Origin of the sequence: Myxococcus sp. AM009 (assembly GCF_013372605.1) — a bacterium.
In the GTDB taxonomy this organism is placed as follows: Bacteria; Myxococcota; Myxococcia; order Myxococcales; family Myxococcaceae; genus Myxococcus; species Myxococcus vastator.
Genome location: NZ_JABXEP010000034.1, coordinates 26,929 through 49,773, shown reverse-complemented (window position 1 = coordinate 49,773; position 22,845 = coordinate 26,929). Strand labels below are relative to the sequence as shown.

19 protein-coding genes are annotated in these 22,845 nt (G+C 71.6%); 14 read left to right on the top strand and 5 right to left on the bottom strand.

Annotated elements, in window-relative coordinates; genetic code table 11:
• The first annotated feature begins 131 nt into the window (after positions 1 to 131).
• From HV824_RS11540 to HV824_RS11495, 10 genes are all read left to right on the top strand, one after another.
• Positions 132 to 455 (top strand): hypothetical protein, encoded by a 324-nt coding sequence (locus tag HV824_RS11540; protein WP_176417616.1) that lies wholly within the window; start codon positions 132 to 134, stop codon positions 453 to 455.
• A 286-nt stretch (positions 456 to 741) separates the two neighbouring features.
• Positions 742 to 1,995, top strand: coding sequence for a DNA repair exonuclease (locus HV824_RS11535; protein ID WP_176417617.1), 1,254 nt, complete (start codon positions 742 to 744; stop codon positions 1,993 to 1,995).
• Positions 1,992 to 5,216: an AAA family ATPase gene (locus HV824_RS11530; RefSeq protein ID WP_176423279.1), complete on the top strand. Its 3,225-nt coding sequence runs from the start codon at positions 1,992 to 1,994 to the stop codon at positions 5,214 to 5,216. The genes HV824_RS11535 and HV824_RS11530 overlap by 4 nt, the downstream gene beginning before the upstream one ends.
• A gap of 59 nt (positions 5,217 to 5,275) precedes the next feature.
• Positions 5,276 to 6,145, top strand: a complete 870-nt coding sequence (locus HV824_RS11525; RefSeq protein WP_255207954.1) for an alpha/beta fold hydrolase — start codon at positions 5,276 to 5,278, stop codon at positions 6,143 to 6,145.
• A 190-nt stretch (positions 6,146 to 6,335) separates the two neighbouring features.
• Positions 6,336 to 7,232 (top strand): ATP-binding cassette domain-containing protein, encoded by an 897-nt coding sequence (locus HV824_RS11520; RefSeq protein WP_176423278.1) that lies wholly within the window; start codon positions 6,336 to 6,338, stop codon positions 7,230 to 7,232.
• Between the two features lie 41 nt (positions 7,233 to 7,273).
• Positions 7,274 to 8,038, top strand: a complete 765-nt coding sequence (locus tag HV824_RS11515) for an ABC transporter permease (RefSeq protein ID WP_176409247.1) — start codon at positions 7,274 to 7,276, stop codon at positions 8,036 to 8,038.
• Positions 8,025 to 9,275, top strand: a complete 1,251-nt coding sequence (locus HV824_RS11510) for an aminotransferase class I/II-fold pyridoxal phosphate-dependent enzyme (RefSeq protein WP_176423277.1) — start codon at positions 8,025 to 8,027, stop codon at positions 9,273 to 9,275. Before HV824_RS11515 ends, HV824_RS11510 begins: the two co-directional genes overlap by 14 nt.
• Positions 9,272 to 10,183: a nucleotidyltransferase domain-containing protein gene (locus tag HV824_RS11505; RefSeq protein WP_176423276.1), complete on the top strand. Its 912-nt coding sequence runs from the start codon at positions 9,272 to 9,274 to the stop codon at positions 10,181 to 10,183. Before HV824_RS11510 ends, HV824_RS11505 begins: the two co-directional genes overlap by 4 nt.
• Positions 10,184 to 10,197: 14 nt before the next feature.
• Positions 10,198 to 11,880 (top strand): alpha-amylase family glycosyl hydrolase, encoded by a 1,683-nt coding sequence (locus HV824_RS11500; protein WP_176423275.1) that lies wholly within the window; start codon positions 10,198 to 10,200, stop codon positions 11,878 to 11,880.
• Positions 11,877 to 12,866 carry a nucleoside-diphosphate kinase gene (locus tag HV824_RS11495; RefSeq protein ID WP_176423274.1) on the top strand — a complete coding sequence of 330 codons (990 nt, stop codon included), beginning with the start codon at positions 11,877 to 11,879 and terminating at the stop codon, positions 12,864 to 12,866. The genes HV824_RS11500 and HV824_RS11495 overlap by 4 nt, the downstream gene beginning before the upstream one ends.
• Before the next feature lie 5 nt (positions 12,867 to 12,871).
• On the opposite strand, the gene HV824_RS11490 is transcribed toward HV824_RS11495, so the two are convergent.
• Positions 12,872 to 13,660, bottom strand: coding sequence for a hypothetical protein (locus tag HV824_RS11490; RefSeq protein ID WP_176417623.1), 789 nt, complete (start codon positions 13,658 to 13,660; stop codon positions 12,872 to 12,874).
• An 86-nt stretch (positions 13,661 to 13,746) separates the two neighbouring features.
• Here HV824_RS11490 and HV824_RS11485 point away from each other — a divergent pair, with 86 nt between their 5' ends.
• Genes HV824_RS11485 through HV824_RS11475 form a run of 3 tightly spaced genes read left to right on the top strand, consistent with a single transcriptional unit; the run spans position 13,747 to position 17,871 of the window.
• A complete protein-coding gene (locus HV824_RS11485) occupies positions 13,747 to 16,488 on the top strand; it encodes a PEP-utilizing enzyme (protein ID WP_176423273.1) in 2,742 nt (913 codons plus the stop codon).
• Positions 16,481 to 17,110: a gamma-glutamyl-gamma-aminobutyrate hydrolase family protein gene (locus tag HV824_RS11480; protein WP_176409240.1), complete on the top strand. Its 630-nt coding sequence runs from the start codon at positions 16,481 to 16,483 to the stop codon at positions 17,108 to 17,110. The genes HV824_RS11485 and HV824_RS11480 overlap by 8 nt, the downstream gene beginning before the upstream one ends.
• Complete coding sequence (locus HV824_RS11475; protein ID WP_176409239.1) at positions 17,107 to 17,871, top strand: phosphocholine cytidylyltransferase family protein; 765 nt, start codon at positions 17,107 to 17,109, stop codon at positions 17,869 to 17,871. Before HV824_RS11480 ends, HV824_RS11475 begins: the two co-directional genes overlap by 4 nt.
• 3 nt (positions 17,872 to 17,874) lie before the next feature.
• Here the strand turns inward: HV824_RS11475 and HV824_RS11470 are convergent, their stop codons facing one another.
• The 4 genes from HV824_RS11470 to HV824_RS11455 form a co-directional block, all read right to left on the bottom strand.
• On the bottom strand, positions 17,875 to 18,390 hold the full coding sequence (locus HV824_RS11470) for a hypothetical protein (protein ID WP_176423272.1): 516 nt from the start codon (positions 18,388 to 18,390) through the stop codon (positions 17,875 to 17,877).
• Positions 18,391 to 18,486: 96 nt separating this feature from the next.
• Entirely contained in the window at positions 18,487 to 19,818 is a 1,332-nt protein-coding gene (locus HV824_RS11465; RefSeq protein WP_176423271.1) for a peptidoglycan-binding protein, read from the bottom strand.
• Between the two features lie 151 nt (positions 19,819 to 19,969).
• Positions 19,970 to 20,440: an NUDIX hydrolase gene (locus HV824_RS11460; RefSeq protein ID WP_176417627.1), complete on the bottom strand. Its 471-nt coding sequence runs from the start codon at positions 20,438 to 20,440 to the stop codon at positions 19,970 to 19,972.
• Positions 20,437 to 21,627 (bottom strand): DUF2380 domain-containing protein, encoded by a 1,191-nt coding sequence (locus HV824_RS11455; protein ID WP_176423270.1) that lies wholly within the window; start codon positions 21,625 to 21,627, stop codon positions 20,437 to 20,439. The genes HV824_RS11460 and HV824_RS11455 overlap by 4 nt, the downstream gene beginning before the upstream one ends.
• A gap of 501 nt (positions 21,628 to 22,128) precedes the next feature.
• Between HV824_RS11455 and HV824_RS11450 the strand changes: the two genes are divergently transcribed.
• Positions 22,129 to 22,824, top strand: a complete 696-nt coding sequence (locus HV824_RS11450) for a lysophospholipid acyltransferase family protein (RefSeq protein WP_176417661.1) — start codon at positions 22,129 to 22,131, stop codon at positions 22,822 to 22,824.
• Positions 22,825 to 22,845: the final 21 nt, after the last annotated feature.

The window sequence follows — 22,845 nt, the reverse complement described above, 5'->3', positions numbered from 1 at the left end:
ACCGAGTGCGGCGGGCCCCTGGCCGGCCGGCCGAGGCCTGGGCGGACATGCGCAACGGTCGAGAGGGCGGGGTGAAACACGCGCAGGTCGCCTCCAGCCTTGGGCCAGTCGCTACTCAGGGAGGAAACGCGATGCAGGCTTTCAATCGGTGGATGGTGCTCGGCGCGGTGGCGGTGGCGATGTCCGTCACGGGCTGCAGGGAACAGAACCGTGACCAGCAAGGGACGACGACCACCCCGGGCATGGAGGGCACGGGCGGCAGCGGCCAGGACACCGCGCCGCGCCCCATGGACGACATGGGCGGCACCGGCCAGGAGATGCAGGGCATGGACGCGGGGACGGGCGGCTCCGGGATGATGGAAGACGGCTACGACGCCGGCACCGGTGGCTCTGGGAGGATGGAAGACGACCGCCCCATGGATACGGAGACGCACAGCCCCGAAGGCCAGCAGTAGCCCGCCTGCCCGCGACACGCCGCGAGCAAGCAACCCGCGGGGTCCGGGATGCTCCGGGCCCCGCGCCGCATCCAGGCCCTTGCGCGGAGCGACCTGGCGGGTCCGCCACGCCGAGCCAGGAGGATTCGCTCCGGACCTTCGGCTCTGTCCTCCCCGTCACACCCGTTCTGGCGGCGAGTCGACGCCACCCGGGCGCAAAGGGCGAGGTCGCTGTCGGCCAGCGACCGTGCGTCCGGGCTGGAATGTCGGGTCACCCGCCCGCATCGGGTACGTTGTGCGGCGCGCCATGCCCTTCAAGTTCGTTCATGCCGCCGACCTGCACCTGGACACGCCTTTCCGAGGCGTCGCGACCCAGGGGCCGCTCCTGGGGCGCTTCCAGGATTCGACGTTCCGCGCGCTCACGCGCATCACGGAGGTGTGCCTGCGAGAGCGGGTGGCCTTCCTGCTGCTCGCCGGAGACCTCTTCGACGTGAAGGACCGCTCGGTGCGCGCGCGGCTGGCGCTGCGGCGCGAGCTGGGCCGCCTGGACGCGGCGGGCATCTCCACCTTCATCGTCCACGGCAACCATGACCCGCTGAGCGGAGACACCGGCGCGCTGGGGCTCCCGCCGTCGGTGAAGGTGTTCGGCCCGGACTGGGAAGACGTGGAGGTGAAGCGCGAGGGCCGGCGCCTGTGCCGAGTGCAAGGCATCTCCTATCCAGACGTGGAGGTGCGTGACGACCTCTCCGCGCGCTTCCGCCGCACCGGGGACGGCTTCAGCGTGGGCCTGCTGCACGCCAACCTGGGCGGCGTGGAGGGCCACGCCAACTACGCGCCCTGCACCACCGCGGGGCTGGGGTCGCGCGGGCTGGACTACTGGGCGCTGGGCCACGTCCACACGCGCGCCGAGCACCTGCTCCCCGGCGGCGGCGTCGCGGTGTACCCCGGCAATCCGCAGGGCCGGCACGCGAACGAGACCGGCCCGCGCGGCTGCATGCTGGTGGAGGTGGAGGACGGCGGCATGCGGCGGCGCTTCATCCCGGTGGACGGCGTGCGCTGGCACAAGCTGGAGGTGCCGCTGACCGGCGTCAGCACGTTGGACGGCCTGCTGGCCACGGCGATGGAGGGCGTGGAGGCGCGCTGCGCGCCCGAGCTGGACGGGCACGCGGTGCGCCTCACCCTCACCGGAAGAGGTCCGCTGCACCGCGAGCTGGCCCGCCCCGGCGCGCTGGTACAACTGGAAGTGGACCTGCGCGAGCAGCTCGCGAGGAGCCACCCGCCGGTGCTGCTGGAGTCGCTGCGGGACAGCAGCCGGCCGGAGGTGGACCTGGAGGCGGTGTGCGCGGCGGGCGGCTTCGCGCGCACGCTGCTGGACGAGGTGGGCTTCCTCACCGAGGACCCGGAGGCGCTGGCGCGGCTGTGGGAAGAGGAGACCCTGGGCGCGCTGAGCCAGCGGCTGAAGCGGCTGGGCGTGGACGCGCTGGAGGCGCCCCGCGCGGAGTGGGTGGCGCAGGCGGGGCTGCACGGCGTGGAGTCGCTGCACGAGGAGGAGACGTCATGAAGCCGGGGCTGCGCGTCGACGCGTTGCGCGTGCTCGGCTTCGGCCGCTTCTCCGGTCTCACGCGCGACCTGGGGCCGGGGCTGCACCTGCTTTACGGGCCCAACGAGGCGGGGAAGAGCACGCTGCTGGCCTTCCTGCGCAGCATGCTGTTCGGCTTCGAGAAGCGCGGGCAGCCGGAGCGCTACGAGCCGGCCCACGGCGGTGCGTTCGGCGGCGAGCTGACGCTGACCACCCACGCGGGACCGCTGTGGGTGCGCCGCATCGCGAGCCGGCGCTCGTCGGAGGGTGAGCTGTCGGTGCGCGACGCGGAGGGGAAGGAGCTTTTGAAGGAGTCGCTGGAGAGCGCGCTGGCCCACGTGTCACGCGAGCTGTTCTTCGACGTGTTCGCCTTCCGCCTGGATGAGCTGGCCGGCTTCGAGCGGCTCACCGAACAGCGAGGCGCCTCCGAGGCCCTGGTGGCCGCCAGCATGCGCGGCGCGCGCCGGTTGCCGGAGGTCATGGACCAGCTCCGCAAGAGCACCGAGGGCATCTACAAGCCCAACGGCGTGAAGCCTTCGCTGAACGAGACGCTGAAGGCCCTGGAGGACGTCCAGGTCCGGCTGCGGCAGGAGGGAGACCGGCCCGCGCGCTACTTCGCGGAGAAGGAGCGGCTGGGCGCGCTGAAGGAGGAGCAGCGGACGCTCGAAGCGGACCTGCTGGAGACGGGGACCGGCCTGGAGCGGCTGACGCGGCTGGAGGCGGCGCTCGGAGACGTGGCGGCGCTGGCGCAGACGCGCGCCGAGCTGGCGACGCTGCCCGCGCTGGAGTCCTTCCCCGAGGCGGGTGAGTCGCGGCTCGAGGAGGGCCTGCACCGGCGGAGGAACCATCGCGCGGAAGGCGCCCGGCTGGCGGAGCGACTGGCCACGGTGGAGGCCGGGCTGGAGCGGCTGTCCGCGCCGTCAGGGGTCCGTGGACGCGAGGAGGCGCTGAGCCAGGCCCTGGCGGCGTACACCGAGGGCGCCGCGCTGCTGCGCGCCCTGCCCTCGCGCCGGGCCGCCCTGGCGGAGAAGCAGCGGCAGGTGGAGCTGGCCTTGCGCGAGCTGGGCCTGCCCGTGGATGGGCCCGGCCTCCTGGCGTTGGACTTGAGCGTGAGCGTCCGCGTGACGCTGGAGGAGCTGGCGCTCCGGCTGGGAGCGGCCGAGGTCGCGCATCGCGAGGCGGAGGGCGCCTGGGCGCGCGCTGTCTCGGAGCGTGAGCGGCTGGATGGCGCGCTGGCGCGGGTGGACGCGGAGGTGTCGACGCTTCCGGAGGAGCGGACGTCACGAATTCGCCAGCAGCAGGCGGGGCTGGGACGGCTGCGCACCGTGCGCGCGGAGATGGAGCGCCTGTCGGAGCAGCGCGCCGAGCTGCACCGGCAATTCGAGAGCGTCCGCACCCAGGGCGAGCCACAAATGACGGCGGCGGTGCTGCCCACGTGGTGGGTGCCGGCTGTCGCGGCGATGGTGGTGGCCCTCGCGGTGACGGCGTGGCTGCTGGCGGGCAACGGGGTGGGCGCGCTGTGCCTCGTGGGCGGACTGCTGCTGACGGGCGTGCTGGAGCTGGCCCGGCGGCGAGTTGAGGCCGCGCGCGACGCGGACGTGGAGGCGCAACGCGCGCGCCAGCACTGGCGGCAACAGGAAGAGGAGCGGCTGCGCGCGGCGTTGATGGGTCTGTCCGCGCGGGAAGAGCTGCTGCACCGCGAGCTGCTGTCCGCGGCGTCCGAGGCCGGACTCAACCTGGTGGCGACGGCGGCGGACATGGCGGCGCGGGAAGCCGTGCTGGCGGATGCGCTGGAGCGAGCGGGACGGCGCGAACAGCTCCAGCGGGAGCGGGAGACCCTGCACGCCGAGCACGCCGCCGCGCGACGAGAGGAGCACCGCGCGAGTGACGCGGTGGCCGAGGCGGAGTCGCGGCAGGAACAGTTGGGCACGGAGCTGACGGCCCTGCTGTCCGAGCGGTGCTTCCCCTCCACCCTGGCCGCGTCCGCGGCACTCACGCTGTGGCGGGACACTGCGGCGCTCCGCCAGCGGCTCCTGGACGTGGGCGCGGAGGAAGCCGCGCTCACGGTGGACGCGCAGGTCTGCGCCCTGGTGACGTCACGGCTGTGGGCGGAGGCCGTGGTGGCGGAGCTCCTCCCGGGCGCGACGGAGGCCCGCGAGCTGGATGCTGGCGTGATGGAGCCCCTGGCCTCGCGGGTGGCGACGGCGCTGGAAGCGGAGCGCGCGCGGAGCCTGGAGCGCAGGACGCTGGAGGAGCGGCGGCACGAACTGCGCGCGGAGAAGGCGCGGCTGGACGGGCTGTGTCACGACGAGGAAGCGGCGTTGGCGACGCTGCTGGCCGAAGGTGGCAGCGCCGACGAGGAGACCTTCCGCCGCCGCGCCGCCCAGGCACGCCGCTACGTGGAGCTGACGGGCCGGACGCGGGAGCTGTCACACCGCATCGAGGCGCGCACGGGCTTGTCGGAGACGCCCGCGCGGCAGGCGCTCATCGACGTGGGCGGAGAGCAGGGTCTGCGCGTGGAGCTGGAGTCCCTGCGCGACAGACAGGCGGGGGCCCAGGAGCGACTGAAGGCGGTGCTCACGGAGCGCGGCGCCCTCAGCCACCAGTTGGAGCAGTGGGAGAACGACGACGCGCTGGCGAAGCTCCGCATCGTCGAGGAGTCGCTGCGCGCGCGGGCCGCCGAGCTGGCGAGGCAGTACGCGGCGGACCGGCTGACCCTGGCACTGCTGGCCCGAGCCCGGCGCCGCTTCGAGGAGGAGCAGCAGCCGCGCGTGGTGCAGCTCGCCTCGGAGCACTTCGCCGCGCTCACCCAGGGCCGCTACCAGCGCGTCTTCATCCCCACGGGGGAGGAGCGCGAGCTGCGCGTGGGAGATGGCCAGCGCGACTGGAGCGCGGCGCAGCTCTCCCGAGGGACGCGCGAGCAGCTCTACCTCGCGTTCCGGCTGGCGGTGGTGCGCGACTTCGGGGAGACGCGCGGGGCGCTGCCGCTCATCGTCGACGACGTGCTGGTGAACTTCGACCCGGAGCGGGCGCAAGGCGCCATCCACCTGCTGGCGAGGCTCTCCGAGCACCAGCAGGTCATCGCCTTCACCTGCCACCCCTGGCTGCGCGACGCCTTCGCCGCCGAGGGCGCGTGCGTGCAGACCCTAGATGCCTCCACCAGCGAGCCGCCCGCGCCGGTGTCCGTGCTGAAGGCGGGCTAGCCCGGCGAAGCGCCAGGATTCCGTGCCCGGAACGTATCGGGGGCACTGTCAGGTTCCACATGAAGACCATCGAGATGCAGACCCCAGAGCGGCAGGGGACGACAGCGCTGCCCGACGGGCGCGTGTTGAGCTGGAGCGAATGGGGCCCGCTCACGGGCAGGCCCGTGTTGCTCTGCCCGGGAGCGGCGACCAGTCGCTGGCTGGGCTTTGGCTCGGCGGTGTTGGCGGAAACAGGCGTCCGGCTCATCTCCGTCGACAGACCTGGCCTGGGGGCCTCCACGCCCATGCCGCGGCGGAGCCTCCTGGACTGGGCCACGGACGTCCGGCACCTCCGTCTTTCCCGGGCGCTGAACGGGCTCCGCGTGGTGGGATTCTCCCAGGGCGCGCCCTTCGCGCTCGCTTGCGCGGCCACACAGGAGGTGGAGGCGGTCGCGCTCGTTTCAGGCGGGGATGAACTGGCACACCCGGCCATTCGCGCGCTCCTCCATCCGGATGTCGCGAAGCTGGTGGACCTCACCGCCACGGAGCCCGCGCAAGCCGAGGCCTTCTTCGCGGGGATGAGCGCCCAGATGATGTGGGACATGGTCATCGGCATGAGCCACGAAGCGGACCGCGCCGTGTACACCGAGCCCCGCTTCGCCGAAGCGTACCGGCGCGCGCTGGACGAAGCCTTCTCACAAGGCACCGCGGGCTACGCGCGAGACACCGTGCTGGCCATGTCCCGGTGGCCCTTCAAGCCCGAGTCCATCTCCGTGCCGGTGGAGCTCTGGTACGGAGCGCTCGACACAAGCCCCGTCCACTCACCCGACCATGGACAGACGCTCGCAGCGAGGCTTCCCATGGCCCGGCGACGCGTGGAGCCAGAGGCCGGCGGCGCGCTGCTGTGGACGCATGCCGAGCCCATCCTCACGTCGTTGCTCGCCCGGTAGGCGCCGCGCGACGGCACCCGGCTTCCCATCCGGACACCCCAGGAAGAGACGCTCCACGGCGCCATCGGCATGACGCTAACGCCCGATGTCAGACCGCTCCGGTACAAGCCATTCCAGCAATGACTGGAAAAGCTAAAAAATCAGATAAACGCTCATCCTTCGAAATCCGGCCTGGGCGGACCCACTGACCATGGGACACACGCCGGAAACCGTCTTTCTCTCCGCGCAGGGACTGTCCTTCGCGTTCGCTGGTGGAGCGCCCGTGCTGCGCGACGCCACCCTTCGCTTGAGAGGGGGGACTTGCGTCGGGCTGCTCGGGGCCAACGGCGCGGGCAAGACGACGCTGCTGGGCGTGCTCACCCGCACCGTGCAGGGGACAACTGGAGGCGCGCTCCGGCTCGACGTGGGGGCGCTCCCCGCCCGCCGCGCCATCGGGTTCGCGACGCAGGCCATCGCGCTCTATCCCGTGCTCACGGTGGAGGAGAACGTCGGGCACCTCGCGCACCTGCTGCTGGGCCGCAAGGAGGCGAAGGCCGCCGTCGACCGGACCCTGGAGGAGTTCGCGCTGGGGCCCATCGCCCGCACGCGCGTGCACCACCTGTCAGGCGGGCAGCGGCGCCTCGTACACCTGGCGGCGAGCTTCGTCCACGCGCCGCCCATCCGGCTGCTCGATGAGCCGACCGTCGCGCTCGACTTCGAGGCCCGCCAGCTCGTCGTGCGGCGGGTGCGCGCCTGGCGCGAGGAGGGCGCCGCGGTGCTGGTCACCGCGCACTACCCCGAGGACATCGAGGAGCTGTCCACGGAGCTGGTGCTGCTGCGGGACGGGACAACGCGCGACCTGGGAGCGCTGGGCGCCGTCTTGTCGAGCCAGGCGCGCACGCTGTCGCTGCGCGGCGAGCGCCCCACGGACACCGCGTGGGAGCTCGCGCTGACCACCAACAGCCTGGAGGAGGTCCGCTCGAAGCTCGGCGAGCTCCCCTCCGACGTCCACCTCTCCGAGCTGCGCCTGTCCGGCAACCGGCTCCGCGACCTCCTGCTGAGAGACCCGTCGCTGAGCGCCTTCGCTCGGGAATCCGAGGCCCCATGAGTCACGACCCGTCGTCCCCGCCCTCCGCCACACACGGCGGAGTGGCTGGCTTTTTCAACGAGGCGCGGTGCTACGCGCTGACCGAGTGGCGTGTCCTCGCGCGCGAGCGCACGGCCATGGTGTTCATCTTCATCCTGCCCGCGGTCCTCTCCGCCATCCTCGGCCCGGGTGTCTCGGGGCTCAGCGCGGCGCCGGGCGCCATGGGCCGGGCCACCATCGGCTTCGCGGTGATGTTCAGCTACATGGTGGTGACGTACTCGGGTCACGCCTTCTACCGGGACTTCTGGTACCACACCCAGGGCAGGCAGGCGCTGCTCCGCCCGTCGAAGCTCGCGTTCGCCCTGGGCAAGGTCCTGCCCGCGTGCGCGATGTCCTTCGCGCAGCTGCTGCTCTTCACGGGCTTCGCGGCGGCGTTCCTGGGCCTGCCGCTGCACGGCAGCCTGCCCCAGGTGGCGCTCACCGGCGCGGTGCTGGTGGCCAGCGGCGCGGCGCTGGGCTTCCTCCTCTTCGCCGTCACCCGCAGCACCGCCACGCTCTCCAACCTCTCGTACCTCGTGCTCGTGACGTTCAGCGCGGTGGGCGGCGCCATCGTCGTCACCGAAGCCCTGCCGGGATGGTCGCGCGCGCTCGGCCATGTCACCCCGCACTACTGGGCGCTGCGCGCGCTCAACGAAGCCACCTTGGGCGAAGGCCGCTGGAGCGTCGTGCTCCAGAGCGCCGCCGTCATCCTCACCTTCACCGCCGTGTGCGCGACCGCCGCGAGTCTGGCGTTCGACTTCCGGGACCAAAAGCATGACACCACATGACCCAACCACCACGGGCCGCTCTCGGGCGCCCGTCATCCAGAAGCTGCTCGGCGACCCGCGCGTGGCCCAGGCCCGCCTGGGCAGGCGCATCGGGCGCCTCCCGTACTTCACGCGGGTGGAGTCCGCCACCGGCCCGCTCACGCGCATGGAGGGCCGGGACATCCTCAACTTCGGCTCCAACAACTACCTGGGGCTCGCGAACGACGCGCGCGTCATCGCCGCCGCGCAGGAGGCCTCGGCCCGCTGGGGCGCGGGGGTGACGGGCTCGCGGTTGCTCAACGGCAACCTCGCGCTCCACGAGGAGCTGGAGGAGGCCCTGCGCCGCTTCTATGGCCGCACGGGCGCCATGGTGTTCTCCACCGGCTACGGCGCCAACCTGGGCCTGATGAGCTCGCTGCTCGGCCGCAATGACCGCGCCTGGGTGGACGAGGAGATGCACGCCTCCGTCCTGGACGGCGTGTGGCTGGCGCGCGCGACCATGAAGCGCTTCGCGCACAACGACCCCGAGGACCTGCTGAGCCAGGCGACGCAGGAAGACCTCCCCGGCCTCTGTGTCGTGGAGGGCGTCTATTCCATGCGTGGGGACCGGGCGCCGCTTCGCCGGTTCCTGGAGGTGTGCCGCGCCACGCGGCTGGCGCTCATCGTGGACGAGGCCCACGGCCTGGGCACGGTGGGCGAGCGGGGGCTGGGCACGGTGGAGGAGGAGGGCATCGTCCAGGACGCGGACTTCATCACGGTGACCTTCTCCAAGAGCCTGGGCTCTTGCGGCGGCGCCATCATCGGGGACGCGGACCAGATTGAAGCCCTGCGCGTCCTCACGCGCCCCTTCCTCTTCACCGCCTCCAACACGCCCGCCTCCGTGGCCGCGGCCCTCGCCGCCCTGCGCATCCTCCAGACGGAGCCGGAGCTGGTGCGCGAGCTGAAGGCGCGGGTGTCGTCGCTGCGCGAGGCGCTCACGGCGCGCGGGCTGCGGCCCCTGCCGTCGGATGGGCCCATCGTCAGCGTGGAGGTGGGCGCGGACTTCGACACCCTCCAGGCGTGGCGGCTGCTGTGGAACCGGGGCATCTACGCCAACCCGGTCATCCACCCGGCCGTCCCAGCCGGCCGCGGCCTGCTGCGCCTGAGCGTGATGCGGACGCATGAGGCGCAGATGGTGCACACCGTCGCGGACGCGTGCGCGGACGTTTTCTCGGACTTGCAACTGTCCCAGCAGGGGCAGGGGAAGGTGACCTCATGAAGCGCACGCATCAGCTCTCCAATGGCCAGCCGCTCACCGCGGAGACGCTCCGCGCCCACGGCGTGGACCTCGAACGCATCCTTCCGGAGCTCGTCAGCGACCCCGCCTCGTGCGGCGTGCTGCTGACGGGCTCGCTCGCGGCCGGCAATGGCACGCCCAGCTCGGACGTGGACCTGATGGTGCTGGTGCCGCACCGCACGTCGCTCGTCACGGCGCGGGAGGGCATGCGCTTCAAGAACAGCCGCTTCAGCGAGGCGCTCCAGTACTGCGACGGCATCGAGGTCAACATCGAGCTCGCCGAGCGGGGCCGCGTCGCGGAAATCATGACGTGGATGACGGCCATCGCGCCGGCGCTCTACAAGCCGTCCGAGCTGAAGTTCGTCCCCATCATCGACGGCCCGGAGCTGCGCTTCCTGCACCGCCTGCGCACCGGCGTGCCGCTGCTCAACCCGAGCCTCGTCGCGAGCTGGCGGGATGAGTTCCTCGTCGAGCTGCTGCCCACCTACCTCACGGTGCGGCACTTCATGGAGGTCCACGAGTACCTCGAGGACGCCATCAGCCACCGCCCCACCAGCGAGGAGTCCAGCCGGCACGTCGCGCGCATCGCCGTGGAGGAGGCGCTCGTCTCCATCCTCGCGACGCTGGGGGTGACCAGCGCGTCGCGCAAGTGGCTCCTCATCGAGTCACGCAAGGCGATGACCACCGCGGGAGAGGTGGACCGGGCGCTGCTGGCGGAGGGGCTCTCCATCCTCGCGGACTGCGCGGCGGGCCCGCTGGGTGACTGCCTCACGCGCATCGAGGCGCTGCATCAGCGCATGGCCGCGCGCATGTCGGCGGAGCCGGAGCTGGCGCGCGCGGTGGAGTTCCTCCAGGGCAGCATCACCTACGTCCTCGAGCACCAGGCATGACCACCCCCCGCACCATGGCTGAACCGGTCCGCGCCTCGGCGATGGCGCGGCTCGGAGAAGCGCTGGGCCGGCTCCATGGCGCGGAGCGCGCGGACGCGCGGGCCCAGGCGCTGGCGGCGGAGGCGGAGGACGTCCGCGCGCGCATCCGGCCCGGACACGCGGCGGCGAGCGCGCGGCCCGCGGTCATCACCGTGTACCCGGACCACGTGGCCGACGGCGGCGTGGCGCCCCTCGCGGCGCTGCGGCGCTTCCTCGACGAGGAGGTGGGCCCCCTGGGGACGACGCTGCTGCACGTATTGCCGCCCTATGTGTCGGACGGCGACGACGGCTTCGCGGTGGTGGACCACCAGGCCGTGCATCCACGCCTGGGCGGGTGGGAGGACCTGGAGCGGCTGGCGGAGGTGGGCGGCGGGCTGATGCTCGACCTGGTGCTGAACCACGTATCCACCGCGCACCCGGGGTTCCGGGAGGTGCTACGCGGCGCGGGACGGCCGGAGGACTTCCACCTCTTCCAGGAGCCACGGACCATCGAGTGGGGCACGCGGGTGCGCACCGCTCCCCTCCTCCAGCGCTTCGACGCCGGGGGGCGTCCCGTATGGGCGTGGTGCACCTACGGGCGCGCGCAGGTGGACCTCAACCATGGCTCGCCGGACGTCTTCGAGCGCATGGCGCGGACGCTCCTGCGGCTGGTGGCGGCGGGCGCGCGCGTCATCCGCCTGGACGCCATTCCCCACGCGTGGAAGCGCGTGCCCGGCGGGCCACACCAGCCCGAGGCGAAGGTCCTGGTGCGCGCGCTGCGCGCCGTGGCCGACCTGGTGGACCCCTCGGTGCGCCTGCTCGCGGAGACGGACCACGGCGCCGGGGAGCGGTGCTACCTGGGCGGGGAGCTGGCGCAGCACGACAACCACCTCGCGGCGCCGCTGCTCGTCTTCGCGGCGGCCCTGGCGGGCGAGGGGCAGCCCCTGGTGGACTGGGTGAACGCGTCCGCGTCCGATGCGCGCCACCGCGACGGCTACGCCTTTCTCCAGACTCATGACGGCGTACACCTGCGGCCCATGGACCCGCCGCTCGACGCGCCCACCCTGCGGCGCGTGCTCACGCGGCTGGAGCGCGCGGGGGTCCAGGTGTCCCACGCGGAGGTGAGGGGCGAGTCACGGCCCTACGAGCTCAACAGCTCCCTGCACCGCATCTTCTCCACCGAGGCGGGGCTCGACGTCGAGCGCTACCTGGCCGCCCACGCGCTCCTCTTCGCGCTCCCCGCGACTCCTTGTCTCTACTTCCCCACGCTCTTCGGACTGCCGGACGCGGTGGAGTTCGAGCCCTCGAACCCGCGCGCCGCGAACCGGCACCGCTACGCCTACGAAGCGCTCCGCGAGCGGGTCCGGCGACCGGTGCATGCGCGCATCCTGAAGTCCCTTCTGAGACTCATCCACCTGCGCGAGCAGGCGCCCGCGCTGATGGAGGACGACGGCTGCGAGGCGCGGCTGCCCGCCCCGCGGGTGCTCCACCTGGCGCGGAGCCATGACCGTCAGCCCCTGCACGTCCTGGTGAACTTCGGCGTGGAGCCCGTGTCCGTCGCCACGCCCCTGCGGACCTGGAAGGACCTGCTCGGCGGGCGCCAGGGCAGCGGGCCCGTGTCGCTCGCGCCGGCCGAGGCGCTGTGGCTGGTCGAACCCGGGAGCGGAGAACACCCATGAGAAACCTCGCCAGTGTGTCCGGCCTCGTCGACGACTTCGCCACGCGTCCTGGGAGCGAGGCGTTCGTCTTCACGTTCTTCGACCCGTATGCCCTCGGGCTCGGGCTGGCCGAGGAGGCGCTCGCGTTCCTCCAGCGTGAGGGCTTCCACGTCGTGGACCGGCGCTTCGTCCAGTACACGCAGAGCACCATCGAGGCGGTCTACAGCCCCAACCGCCCCATCGCGGTCGACAAGACGTGGGCCGTCCCGAGCGAAATCTATCTGCTCGAGCCCTCCTGCGCGCTGCTCCTCCACACCCCGGGGCGCTCGGCCTGCGCGGCGTTCAAGGCGCTCAAGGGCTCCGCGGACCCGCGCAAGCGCTCGCCGCACCACCTGCGCAGCCGGCTACAAGCCCCGACGCGCGCGCTGAGCCTCATGCACTCCTCGGATGACACCCGCGCGACGCTGGAAGAGGCCGCCACGGCCTTCGACCCCCGCGAGCTGCGCCTGCTCCTGGCGTCACAGGGACAGCCCACCCGTCGCGCCACGTCGCCGGGGCAGCAGCTCCCGGAGGCGCTCGTGGGACGGGCGTGGCGGCCTTCGCCCATGGAGTTCCTGATGCACCTGCGCTTGCGGCTCGCCGAGGAGGTGGAGCTCATCGCCCCCTTCCCCGAGGCGCTCGTCGGACCGTGGCGCGAGGCCAGCAGCCAGCTCGCAGCGCTCCGCGCCGAGCACGACGCGTCCCGCGAGCTGTACCTGCGCGGGGTGGCCCACGAAGCCCCGCGGGTGGCGGAGGTGGTGCGCGCGGGGCTCGCGCATCCACGGCGGCCCGGGATGTTCGACTACCGCGTGGAGCCGGCGCTCATCGCCACGGTGCTGGAGCTGCTCCATCAGCCCGCACTGTACCGCGAGACGGACCTCACGCGGCTCATCGGTCCGCTGGGGGCGCTGGTCCGCAACGCCTACGAGCGCGTGCTCCTGCGCAGCGCGCTCCAGGAGTTCGAATGAGCCCGTCACTCCGCCAGCGGCACCCGGTCAAGCACCCGGCTCTTGAGGATGAGGTCGTCGTGCGTGCGCAGGATGGAGAGCTCGTTCACCTCGAGCTCCACGATGACGGTCTCCCGGAAGCTCCGCAGCACGCCGAAGAGCTCGTCCGCCTCATGCACGTCCAGCTCGGCGTTGAAGCGCAGGTGGTCCATCAACTGCAAACAGCCGATGTAGAAGCCGGGGTGGAGCGAGTGCCCCAGCCGCTTCTGGACCTCGGTGAGGTGGTCCACCGGCGCCGGGCCCTCCGTCAGCTCCGGGTAGACGGGGAAGTAGATGCGGCCGTTCTTCTTGCCCCAGAACCAGCCGCCCTTCACCTGGACACGGAAGCGAGGGAAGCCCTCCAGCCGCTGCTTCACGAAGGGGACGATGTCCTGCGCGGGCATCCGCTCATGCAGCCCGTTGCAGATGGTGAAGTGGTGTCTGTATTTGCGCCGCTCGACGAGGTCCCACGCAATCTTCCGCGCCGCGGCCGTCATGGCGACGGCGTTCATGAAGCGGTTGAATTGGGGGCTCTGGGCGAAGGCACCGAAGTCCACGAAGCCCACCAGCGAGACGCGCGGCGCGCGGTAGGTGCCCAGCCAGTCATAGCCGGCCTTGAGGTCGAACGGCACGACCTCCGGATGGTCGGGCCGCACCAGCGGCAACTGCATCAGCCGGTACTCGTAGGAGAGGACATGGTCCTCGGATGGGCGAGGCTGCAGCTCGTTGCCCGCGCGGCGATACGCGAGCCGCTCATCCGTGGCGAAGGTTCTCATGCATTCAATCCACCACACGTGGGCAGGGGCCACAATGCGATGCCTCGCTCGTGCCATGCGCCACGTCCGCCCGTGCGAGGCTGCCCGTGACTGCCCTGGACCGTGACACCGCGACGCTTCACCTCACCCCGCGGGTCGGAAGCGCGCCCGACTGCCGGAGCCGAAGCATCGGCCCCACCCACGCCTCCATGCGCGTCTGGGCCGAGCGTGTCCTGAGCACCCTGGCCCAGTCGTATGACGGCGCGCCGCTGACGCTCGTCTTCAAGGGAACGGTGCTCCCCCGGCCGCGCGCGCTCCACGCGCTGCTCCAGCAGGCCCCCGCCGTCGTCGCGACCTGGCGGGGAGCGTGCCGGTTCATCCTGGGGAGGACCCAGGCCGTGCGAGGCGCGCTGGAGGGCTGGGACCTGGACGAGGTGGCGGGCCGCCTCGCCCAGGCCGGAGACGTGGCGCGCCTCGAGCTCCGTGAGGACGAGGCCACGAGCGAGCCGCTCACCCCCGTGGGCCGGCTCGTCCTGGGGGACAAGGCGCGCACGCTCGACGTCCTCTCGGAGCTGCACGGACCATGGCGCATCTGCCAGCCGCTCGTGGTGCGCGGCGAGGAGTGGGCCCGGGACCGGGACGACGTGCTCCAGCGCGTGCGCGAGCGCTTCGGGAGCGAGCGCGTCGTGGTCCGCTCCTCCTGCTCCGCGGAGGATGCGTGGAGCGCGTCGAACGCCGGGCGCTTCCTGTCGGTGCTCGACGTGGACGCGGGCGACGCCGAGGCCCTCTGCGGCGCCATCTCGGACGTGTTCGGCTCGTATGGCCCGGGGGCGGCGGCGGAGAAGGTCTTCCTCCAGTCCTACGTCTACCCCGTGAGCGAGAGCGGCGTGCTGATGGCGCGGCACCCGGAGACGCTGGCCTCCTACTGGGTGGTGGCGTCGGACGTACACAGCGGGCGCACGGACCAGATTACGTCCGGGGCCCTGGAGAAGCCCTCCTCCGCGTATGTGGAGCACGGCGTCCCCAAGGGGCTGCTGCCGGACTCGCTCCGCCGCGTCGTCACCGTGGGCCGCGAGCTGGTGAAGCTCATCGGGGTGGAGGCGCTCGACATCGAGTTCGCGATGGCCGGCGGCCACTTCCACCTCTTCCAGGTGCGGCCCATCGCCAAGGGCGCGTCGCTTCCGGAGGGGAGCGAGGTCCACCGCGCGAGGTTGCTCGCGGAGGCCTGCACGGCGCACCAGGCGCTGCTGCGGCCGAGGAGCCCCGTCGTCGGCGAGGGGCCCGTCTACAGCACCATGACGGACTGGAACCCCGCGGAGATGATTGGCCGGCGCCCGCTGCCGCTCGCGCGGAGCCTCTACGGCGGGCTCATCACAGACAGGACCTGGGCGGAGCAGCGCGCCGGCTACGGGTACCGCGACCTGCGCGGCGTTCCCCTGCTCCGCGACTTCGCGGGGCATGCCTACGTGGACGTGCGGGCCTCCCTCAACTCCTTCATCCCCGCCGTCACCCCGTCGCACGTGGCGGAGGCCCTGGTCTCCCACCAGCTCGCCCGGCTGGCCGAGTCCCCCGAGCTGCACGACAAGGTGGAGTTCGAGATCGCCGACACCTGCGCGAGCCTGGGCCTGCGGGAGCGGCTGAGGCGCCACTATGGGGCCTCGGTGGATGCGCAGGAGCTGGACGCCCTGACCGCGGCGCTGCGAAACCTCACGCTCAACGGGCTCCGCGACCTGCCCGCCTGGCTGGCCCAGGTGGAGCGGCTGCGTGCCCATCCGTTCGCGCCCGGCTTCGAGGGTGGGCTCGGCCCCGTCCTCGCGCGCCTGCGGGAGCTGGGCACCCTGCCCTTCGCGCACCTGGCGCGGACGGCGTTCATGGTGACCGCGCTGCTCAAGAGCTTCGTGCGCGAAGGCGTGCTCGACGCGAGCGAACAGCGCGAGGTGCTCCAGCGCATCCGGACAGTGGCTGGGCAACTGCAAGCGGACGCGCTCCGCGTGCGGCGGGGCGCGCTGGGACTGGAGGCGCTCGTCGCGGAGTTCGGGCACCTTCGCCCGGGGACCTACGACATCCGGATGCCGCGCTATGGCGCGGACCCGGAGCGGTACTTCGGTCCGCTCATCTCGGGAGCGGAGGAGCCTCCCAGAGACGCAGCGCCGCTCTCCCGGGACCTCCTGGAGCGCCTCGACGCGGGCCTCCAGGGCGCGGGGCTGGCGCTGACGAGCGACGCGTTCCTCGGCCACCTGGGCGCGGCCATCGCGGGCCGCGAGTACGGCAAGCATGTGTTCACCAAGACGCTCAGCGGCGTGCTCGAGCACCTCGCCGCGTGGGGAGAGCCGCTGGGGCTCAGCCGCGATGACCTCGCGCACCTGTCGCTGGAGCAGGTGGAGGCGGCGCTCGGGCTCCCGCCAGCCGAGGCGAGGCGGTGGTGCCGTGACGCCGTGGACGAGGCGCGCGAACACGCCGCCGCCGTCAACCTCATCGAGCTGCCGGACATCCTGGTGCGCACGTCCCACCTGCTCTTCCACGTGAGCAGCGGCGAGCAGCCCCTGTTCGTCACCCAGGCCTGTGTGCGCGCGCCGGTCCTGGTCGCCAACGGCCTGCCGGACCCGGAGCACGTCCGCGGCGCCATCGTGCTGCTGGAGCGCGCCGACCCTGGCTATGACGGCCTGCTCGCGCTCGGCGTCGCCGGCATCGTCACGGCGTACGGTGGCGCGAACTCACACATGGCCGTGCGCTGCACCGAGCTGCAGCTCCCCGCCGCCATCGGCGTGGGCCGGGAGCAGTTCCGGCGGCTGTCGGGCGGGCGGGTGATGACGCTGGACTGCGGGGGGCGCAGGCTCATCCATGAGTGAGCGACGCGTGGTCCTGCTCACCCAGCGAAGCGACCGCGTCCCAGGGCGCCCGGAGGTGCGGGACGCGCTCGAGTCCTCCTGGGCCGCGTGTCTGTGGGAGGCGGGCTGGGTGCCGTTCCCCGCGGTGAACGTGGCCGCCGCGGCGACCGCCCAGTTCGAGGCCCTCCGTCCCGCGCTCGTCATCCTCACCGGAGGCAACGACGCACCAGGGACGGGTGAGGCGCAGGTCCCCGCGCGGGACGAGGCGGAGTCCGTGCTGTTGTCGCTCGCCGCCCGGGCGGGGACGCCGCTGCTCGGCGTGTGCCGGGGCGCGCAGATGCTCGCGCTCGCCGCGGGGATGCGGCTCGTGCGCGTCGAGGGACATGTGCGTGTACGCCACGCGCTGACCGGCCCGCTCGCCAGGGCGTGGCGGGGCCCGGCGGAGGTGGCGAGCTTCCACCACTGGGGCGTGGAGGAGCAGTCCGTTCCCGCCGGCTGGGACGTCCTCGCGCGCTCGGAGGAGGGCTCGGTGGAGGCCTTCGCGAGCAGGCAGCGGCGCGCGCTGGGAATCCTCTGGCACCCCGAGCGCGCGCCTCATCACCTGGCGGCGGTCCTCGACTTCATGGAGGCATACAACCTGTGAAAGCAATCGTTCTGGCCGCGGGGCTGGGAACCCGCATGGGGCCGCTGGCGGCGAGCCGGCCGAAGTGTCTGGTGGAGCTGGCCGGGGCGGCGCTGCTCGACCACCAGTTGGCCGTCTACAAGCACTTCGGCGTCGACGTCACGGTGATGGCGGGCGCGTACCCGGAGCAGATTCAAGCGGGGCGCGACGTGCGCGTGGTGGTGAACCCGGCCTACACCACGGGCAACATGGTCGCCACGCTGCGCTTCAGCCTGCCCGTGGTGTCGCGGAGCGAGCCCGTCCTCGTCGCCTACGGGGACATCGTCTTCTCGCGCGAGGTGCTGGGGACGATGCTCGCCGCGTCCCGGGACATCGACGTCGCCGTCGACACGCGGTGGCGCCGCCTCTGGGAGCTCCGGATGGAGGACCCCACGACGGACTGCGAGTCGCTGCGCTTGGAGGGTGAGCGCATCATCGACATCGGCGCGCGGGTGCGGTCGGTCGACGAAGTGCAAGGACAGTACATCGGCCTGCTGCGCTTCGCTCCAGGGGTGCTGCACGCGCTCTTCGAGCGCTTCGACCTGCGCGTGGCACAGGATGCCCGCTACTGGAACACGTCGATGACGGCCTTCCTCCAGGACCTCATCCGCGACGGCGTGGCGATTCACGCCGTGCCCATCGCGTCTGGCTGGCTCGAGGCGGACAACGCGGAGGACCTGCGCCGCTACACCGAGGCCCACGCCGCGGGCGCGCTGGCGGACCTCTGGTCTCCAACGGCGTGAGCCTCAGATAAGGCGCACCCGCGCGTCCCCCGCGTCCTGGAGCAGCGAGAAGCCGGCGCGATAACGCTCCTGGATGCCGGGGACGGAGGTCAGCGCGCGGACGGCCTCGTCCCAGTCCGGCCAGGTGAGGGCCTCCGCGCGGACGGCGTCGCTGAAGGGCGCGCCGTCCGTGAGGTGGAAGTGCACCTGCCCGACGTCCTGGCGAGGGCCCGCGTTGACGAGCACTGAGGACGGGGCCCGCTGCCGGGCGCTGGCGATGAGCGCGAAGAGGCCCGCGCGGAGCCCTGCATGGCGCGGATGCGCCAGGGCGAAGACATCCGGCACGCCATGCAGGGGGACGGCGATGTGGTGGAAGGTGCCGTAGACCGGATGCGGGTGGCGGTAGATGGCGGCATGCGCCGAGCGCGCCACGGAGGTGAGCGGCAGGAGCCGGTCCGCGTGCGCGAAGCCGAAGCGCACCAGGGCACCTGAAGCGGGAGTCCTCGCCATCTGGAACGCGACCTGTTTCAGGGTTGCCATGGACGCCCTTCACGCGTGTGTCAGCCGGAGGAATCATGTCCTCTCCGGCTGACAGGCGACGCTACTACAGCCCTGGCTCCGCGGCCGGGCCCCGCATCACGACACGGGAACGGGCGTCGGACTCACCTCCACCATGCCGAGGTTGCCATCCACGTACTCGGCCATCTGCTCCGGCGTCACCTCGATGGGGCCGTTGGGGCAGAGCGGGTCATTGACGATGTAGTTGCCCGACTCCGTCATGCCCGTCACGGTGACCCAGTGGCCACCGAAGTTCTCGCCCATCAGGTAGTTGTCGTCTGCCCGCGCGGTGGGCCCCCAGGCCTGGTGGTCGGGGTCGTTGCCGAAGGGATTGCCTCCGAGGATGACGGGATGCCCGCGAGAGAGCGCGGCGTCCACGGCCGCCATGTCGACGTCCGCCGAGCCTACGACGGTGGCCACGGCGCCCGCGTCCGTCACGCCCTCGGCCACCTGGTTCACGGTCATCGTCACGGACGTGTCCGAGTCCGGGTCGTCGAGGATGTTCTCCCGCACCGTGTCGATGGCCTCGCCCGCTCCGGCCGCGCCCGGAGGCGCCATCGCGCCCACGGCCGTCGCCGCGATGACCACCGAGGCCGGGCCGCAGTCATTGCCGCCGTAGTACTTGCTGCCATCGTTGAAGTCCCTGTAGCCCTCCGCACCCCACTGGGCGACGTGGAAGGCCGTCGCCTCCTCCAGCGTCGACACGGTGCTCGGGGACACGGGGGGCACCAGGTCCTCGCCGTTCAGGTCCTGCACGCGCACCTCGCCCCCCGGCAGGCGCGTGAGGGTGCCGTGCTCGAATTGCTGCACCATCGCGCCGTCCCTGCCCGGCTCCAGCGGGCTCATGGGCCGCCCGAGCTGCGGCGCGTAGGCCTGGGCCAGGGAGGCCATCGACGGGTCCGCCGCCGGGTGCTGGGGGCGCTGCATGGCGGCGAGCGTGGCCGGGCTCATGTTGCCGTCCGCGGGGCTGAGGCCTTCGGCGGTCTGGAAGTCCCGCAGGGCCGCCTGTGTCAGGCGCCCGAACGTGCCGTAATCGGCGCCGCCCATGTCCAGGTAACCCGCGCCCTCGAGGAACTGCTGCAGGCGCGTGACGGGGCCACCATCGGCGCGGTCGACCTGGTTGAAGTCGACGCCGCCAACGTCCGTGGCGTCGGTCAGCGAGGGCGGACCGCCCCGCGGCTGGGACGGCGGGGCGGCGCAGTGGGGCGCCACGCTCACCTGCATCGCCAAGCCCTGCAAGCGCCGCAGCGCATCGAGGCTCACTGCCTGCTCGAACGTGTCTCGCACGGGGTTGCGCGGAGGCGCGGGCGGCGCCCCCTGCGTCCCCAACTCCCGAGACGCGGGGCTGCTCCGCGGCGCCACCGGAGTCGACGACGGTGTGAAGAATGAACGGCTCTGGATGCGTGACATTCACTTCCCCCTCTGGGCCCCCACGGCCCTGATGAACCGAGTATCGCGCCCGGCCACGCTCCCGTTGAATTAAGCCGAGTTAAATCTGTGGGCGCGAAGGCGCGGTCCTGGGAGGGCTGTCGTCGCGGCCCGTGCTTCGCGCCGCTGACGCTCAGGCTTCTTCGTCGGGGAGGAGCGTTCGCAGAAGCTCGTCGTCAGGGCCGAGCGGGCGCCAGCCAGGACGAGGAGGAGTCGCGCGAAGCGCTGCCATGACTTGATCGGCACGCTCTTGGTGGGACTCGGGTACGTGTCCGTACCAGCAGCCGAGCGCTTGGGCGACCTCGAAGCGGCCATCATCATCCATCACGGTCGGCCAACCGTCGGGGAAGCTCTCGGACAGCTCGCGCACGAGCATGTCGCGAACAAAGCGTGTGACATGCCTTTGTCGTTCCGCTTCGTCGAGGAGCCCGCTCAACACCTGTACTCCCGCGATGTCGTCCCGCCCAAGCTCGTCGGCCAGGAGATACAGCGGGATAGCAGGCCGCGCATTGGCGAAGGCCGTCAGCGAGTTGTAGCCGCGCTCGCGAACTCGCTCATAGAGGCGGGCCTTCCAGTTCCCCTGCCAGGAACGATCCTCGCTCATCGACTTCTCCCAGGAACGAAGTTCATCGGGAGCTTATGGGTTCTCATGTTCCTTGCGACGATCTTCAGGATCTCATTCCGAGTCAACACTCGGCCTGTCTCACTCTCAGCCTTGCTCAGTACGCGCATGATCATCCGATTCCACTCGCCCGGCCATATGCGCCCCAGCTTCCAGTTTCCCCCACCGTGAATCGCCTCATGGTGAGCCCGCTCCAGCCGCACGCAGAACTGGTCGATGTCCGTGTCGCCCTTGAAGCCGCGCGCCTCGAACCTCTCGCGGTGCTCTTTCGGCAGCACGTGATGCTTCGGTGCGTCGGACATGCCCGCGCCCGCTCTGCCCGTCACCTGCATGCCGCGCACTTCGGGGCTGGCGCCCAGCGCGTCACGCACGCCCTTGGGCAAGTCCCGGTGCGCCTGGGCCATCAGCACCTGTCCGCCGTGAATGCGGATGGCCGCGCTCACAGCCGGAACGGAGAGGACGCCCGCCTGCACCAGCCTTCGCATCATCTCCACCCACTCCGCGGAGACGACGATTCGCGAGCCCACCATGACGCCACCCGGACTCATCACCAGCCCCACGCCGAGCGTCGCGGGTCCAGCCGGAGGCAACCGGGGGAGTGACAGCTTCAGCGTGGAAACCATGGTGAACATCTCCACCACCTGCGCCGCCACCATGAGCTTGGCGCCGTTCTCCATGGCCGCGCGGGCGCCTCCATGAATCGCGTCGAACTCGTGGGTCAGCTTCCCCATCAACTCGGGCATCGCGGTCGCCGCCACTTCGACGCGCTCCGAGTCCCCCGAGGCGAGGTCGGCCAGCGTCGGAGCCATCAGGCCTAGAACTCGATGCAGGTCCGCGAACAGCTTCTCAACGCTATAGGCGGGGCACTGTCGAAGCACGGCGTCAGCGAGTTGGAGGAAGTCCACCCACGTGGCCAGCAACAGCGCGCCAAACATCGCGGCCTGGAGTCGCGGCCCCGACATGCGGAGGAGGCCCCGCTCCATGTCGGAGTCCCCCACCTGTGACGCCACTCCCACCAACCCGGTGGAGCTCCCGAGCGTTCCTCGGAGCCAGGCCCATTGCCTGGAGCCATGGTCGAGGTAGCGCGTGAATGCCCCATGGAGTCCCCGGCCACCGAGCGCGGGCGGACGCGACGCGAGCCGAGCGCGCGCGGCTTCAATGCCCTCCATGGAGCGCTTCACCTCGTCAATGGCGTCGAGGACGGCCTGACGCGCCGGGGAGGCCCCCTGCCTTCTCCCCCCGACAACTCCAGAGACAGGGCCAAACCCAACCATCGTTGCTTCGTTTCGTAGCGCCGACCGTCGCCACAGTCGCTGTTGCGTTTCAGGGCCTGCGAGAATGACACGCTCACGCGGGTCCGTGAGGGATTGCGCCGGGACAGCGAATCACACCAGCAGGTAAAGAATGGCAACGAGTCGGGGCAATGCACGCCCTCCCGGCTCGAATCTACCAGACAGCCTCACTCGCGCTTCTTGGGTTTCCAACCATTGCGAGCGGAGGCACCGCGCCAGGGCACGTTGGTGCGGCACGGAAGAGGACTCCTGAAAGGGCCTCTGACGCCCGTGGGCCCCCAAGTACAAGCCCACGCCCCGCGAGCCTGTGGCACACTGCGCGCCATTCGACTCCTCTTCTCCATCGTCTTCTGGGCGTTCCTGATGCTCTCCAGCGCCGTGCTCTTCGTGGGCGCCGTGCTCGTGTGGGCCGTCACGCTGCCGTTCGACCGCGACGGCCGCGTCCTGCACCTGTATTCGTGCTTCTGGGCGCAGCTCTACTTCTACGTCAACCCGCTCTGGCGCCTGGAGATCGACGGCCGCGAACACCTGCCCTGGCGGGGCCCGGCCGTGCTCGTGGCCAACCATGAGTCGCTCGGCGACATCCTGGTCCTCTTCGGCCTCTACCGCCCCTTCAAGTGGGTCTCCAAGGCGTCGAACTTCAAGCTGCCGCTCATCGGCTGGAACATGCGGCTCAACCGCTATGTCCCCCTGGTGCGCGGTGACAAGGCGAGCATCATGAAGATGATGGCGGCCTGCGAATACTGGCTGTCTCGCGGCGTGCCCATCCTCATGTTCCCCGAAGGCACGCGCTCCTTCGACGGCGTCGTGAAGCCGTTCAAGGACGGCGCCTTCGCGCTGGCCTTGAAGCAGCGCTGCCCCATCATCCCCGTGGTCCTCACCGGCACCGCCCGCACCCTGCCCAAGCATGGCCTGGTGCTGGAGACCTCCTCCCGCTGCCACGTCCAGGTCATGCCCCCCGTCGACCCCAGCGGCTTCACCGACGTGGCGTCCCTGCGTGAGCACGTCCGGAATCTCATGGTCTCTGAGAAGGCGCGCATCGAGGCCCTGACACCCGGCGCCGCCACCCCGTAGCGCCCGCCTGAGCCCCCGGGC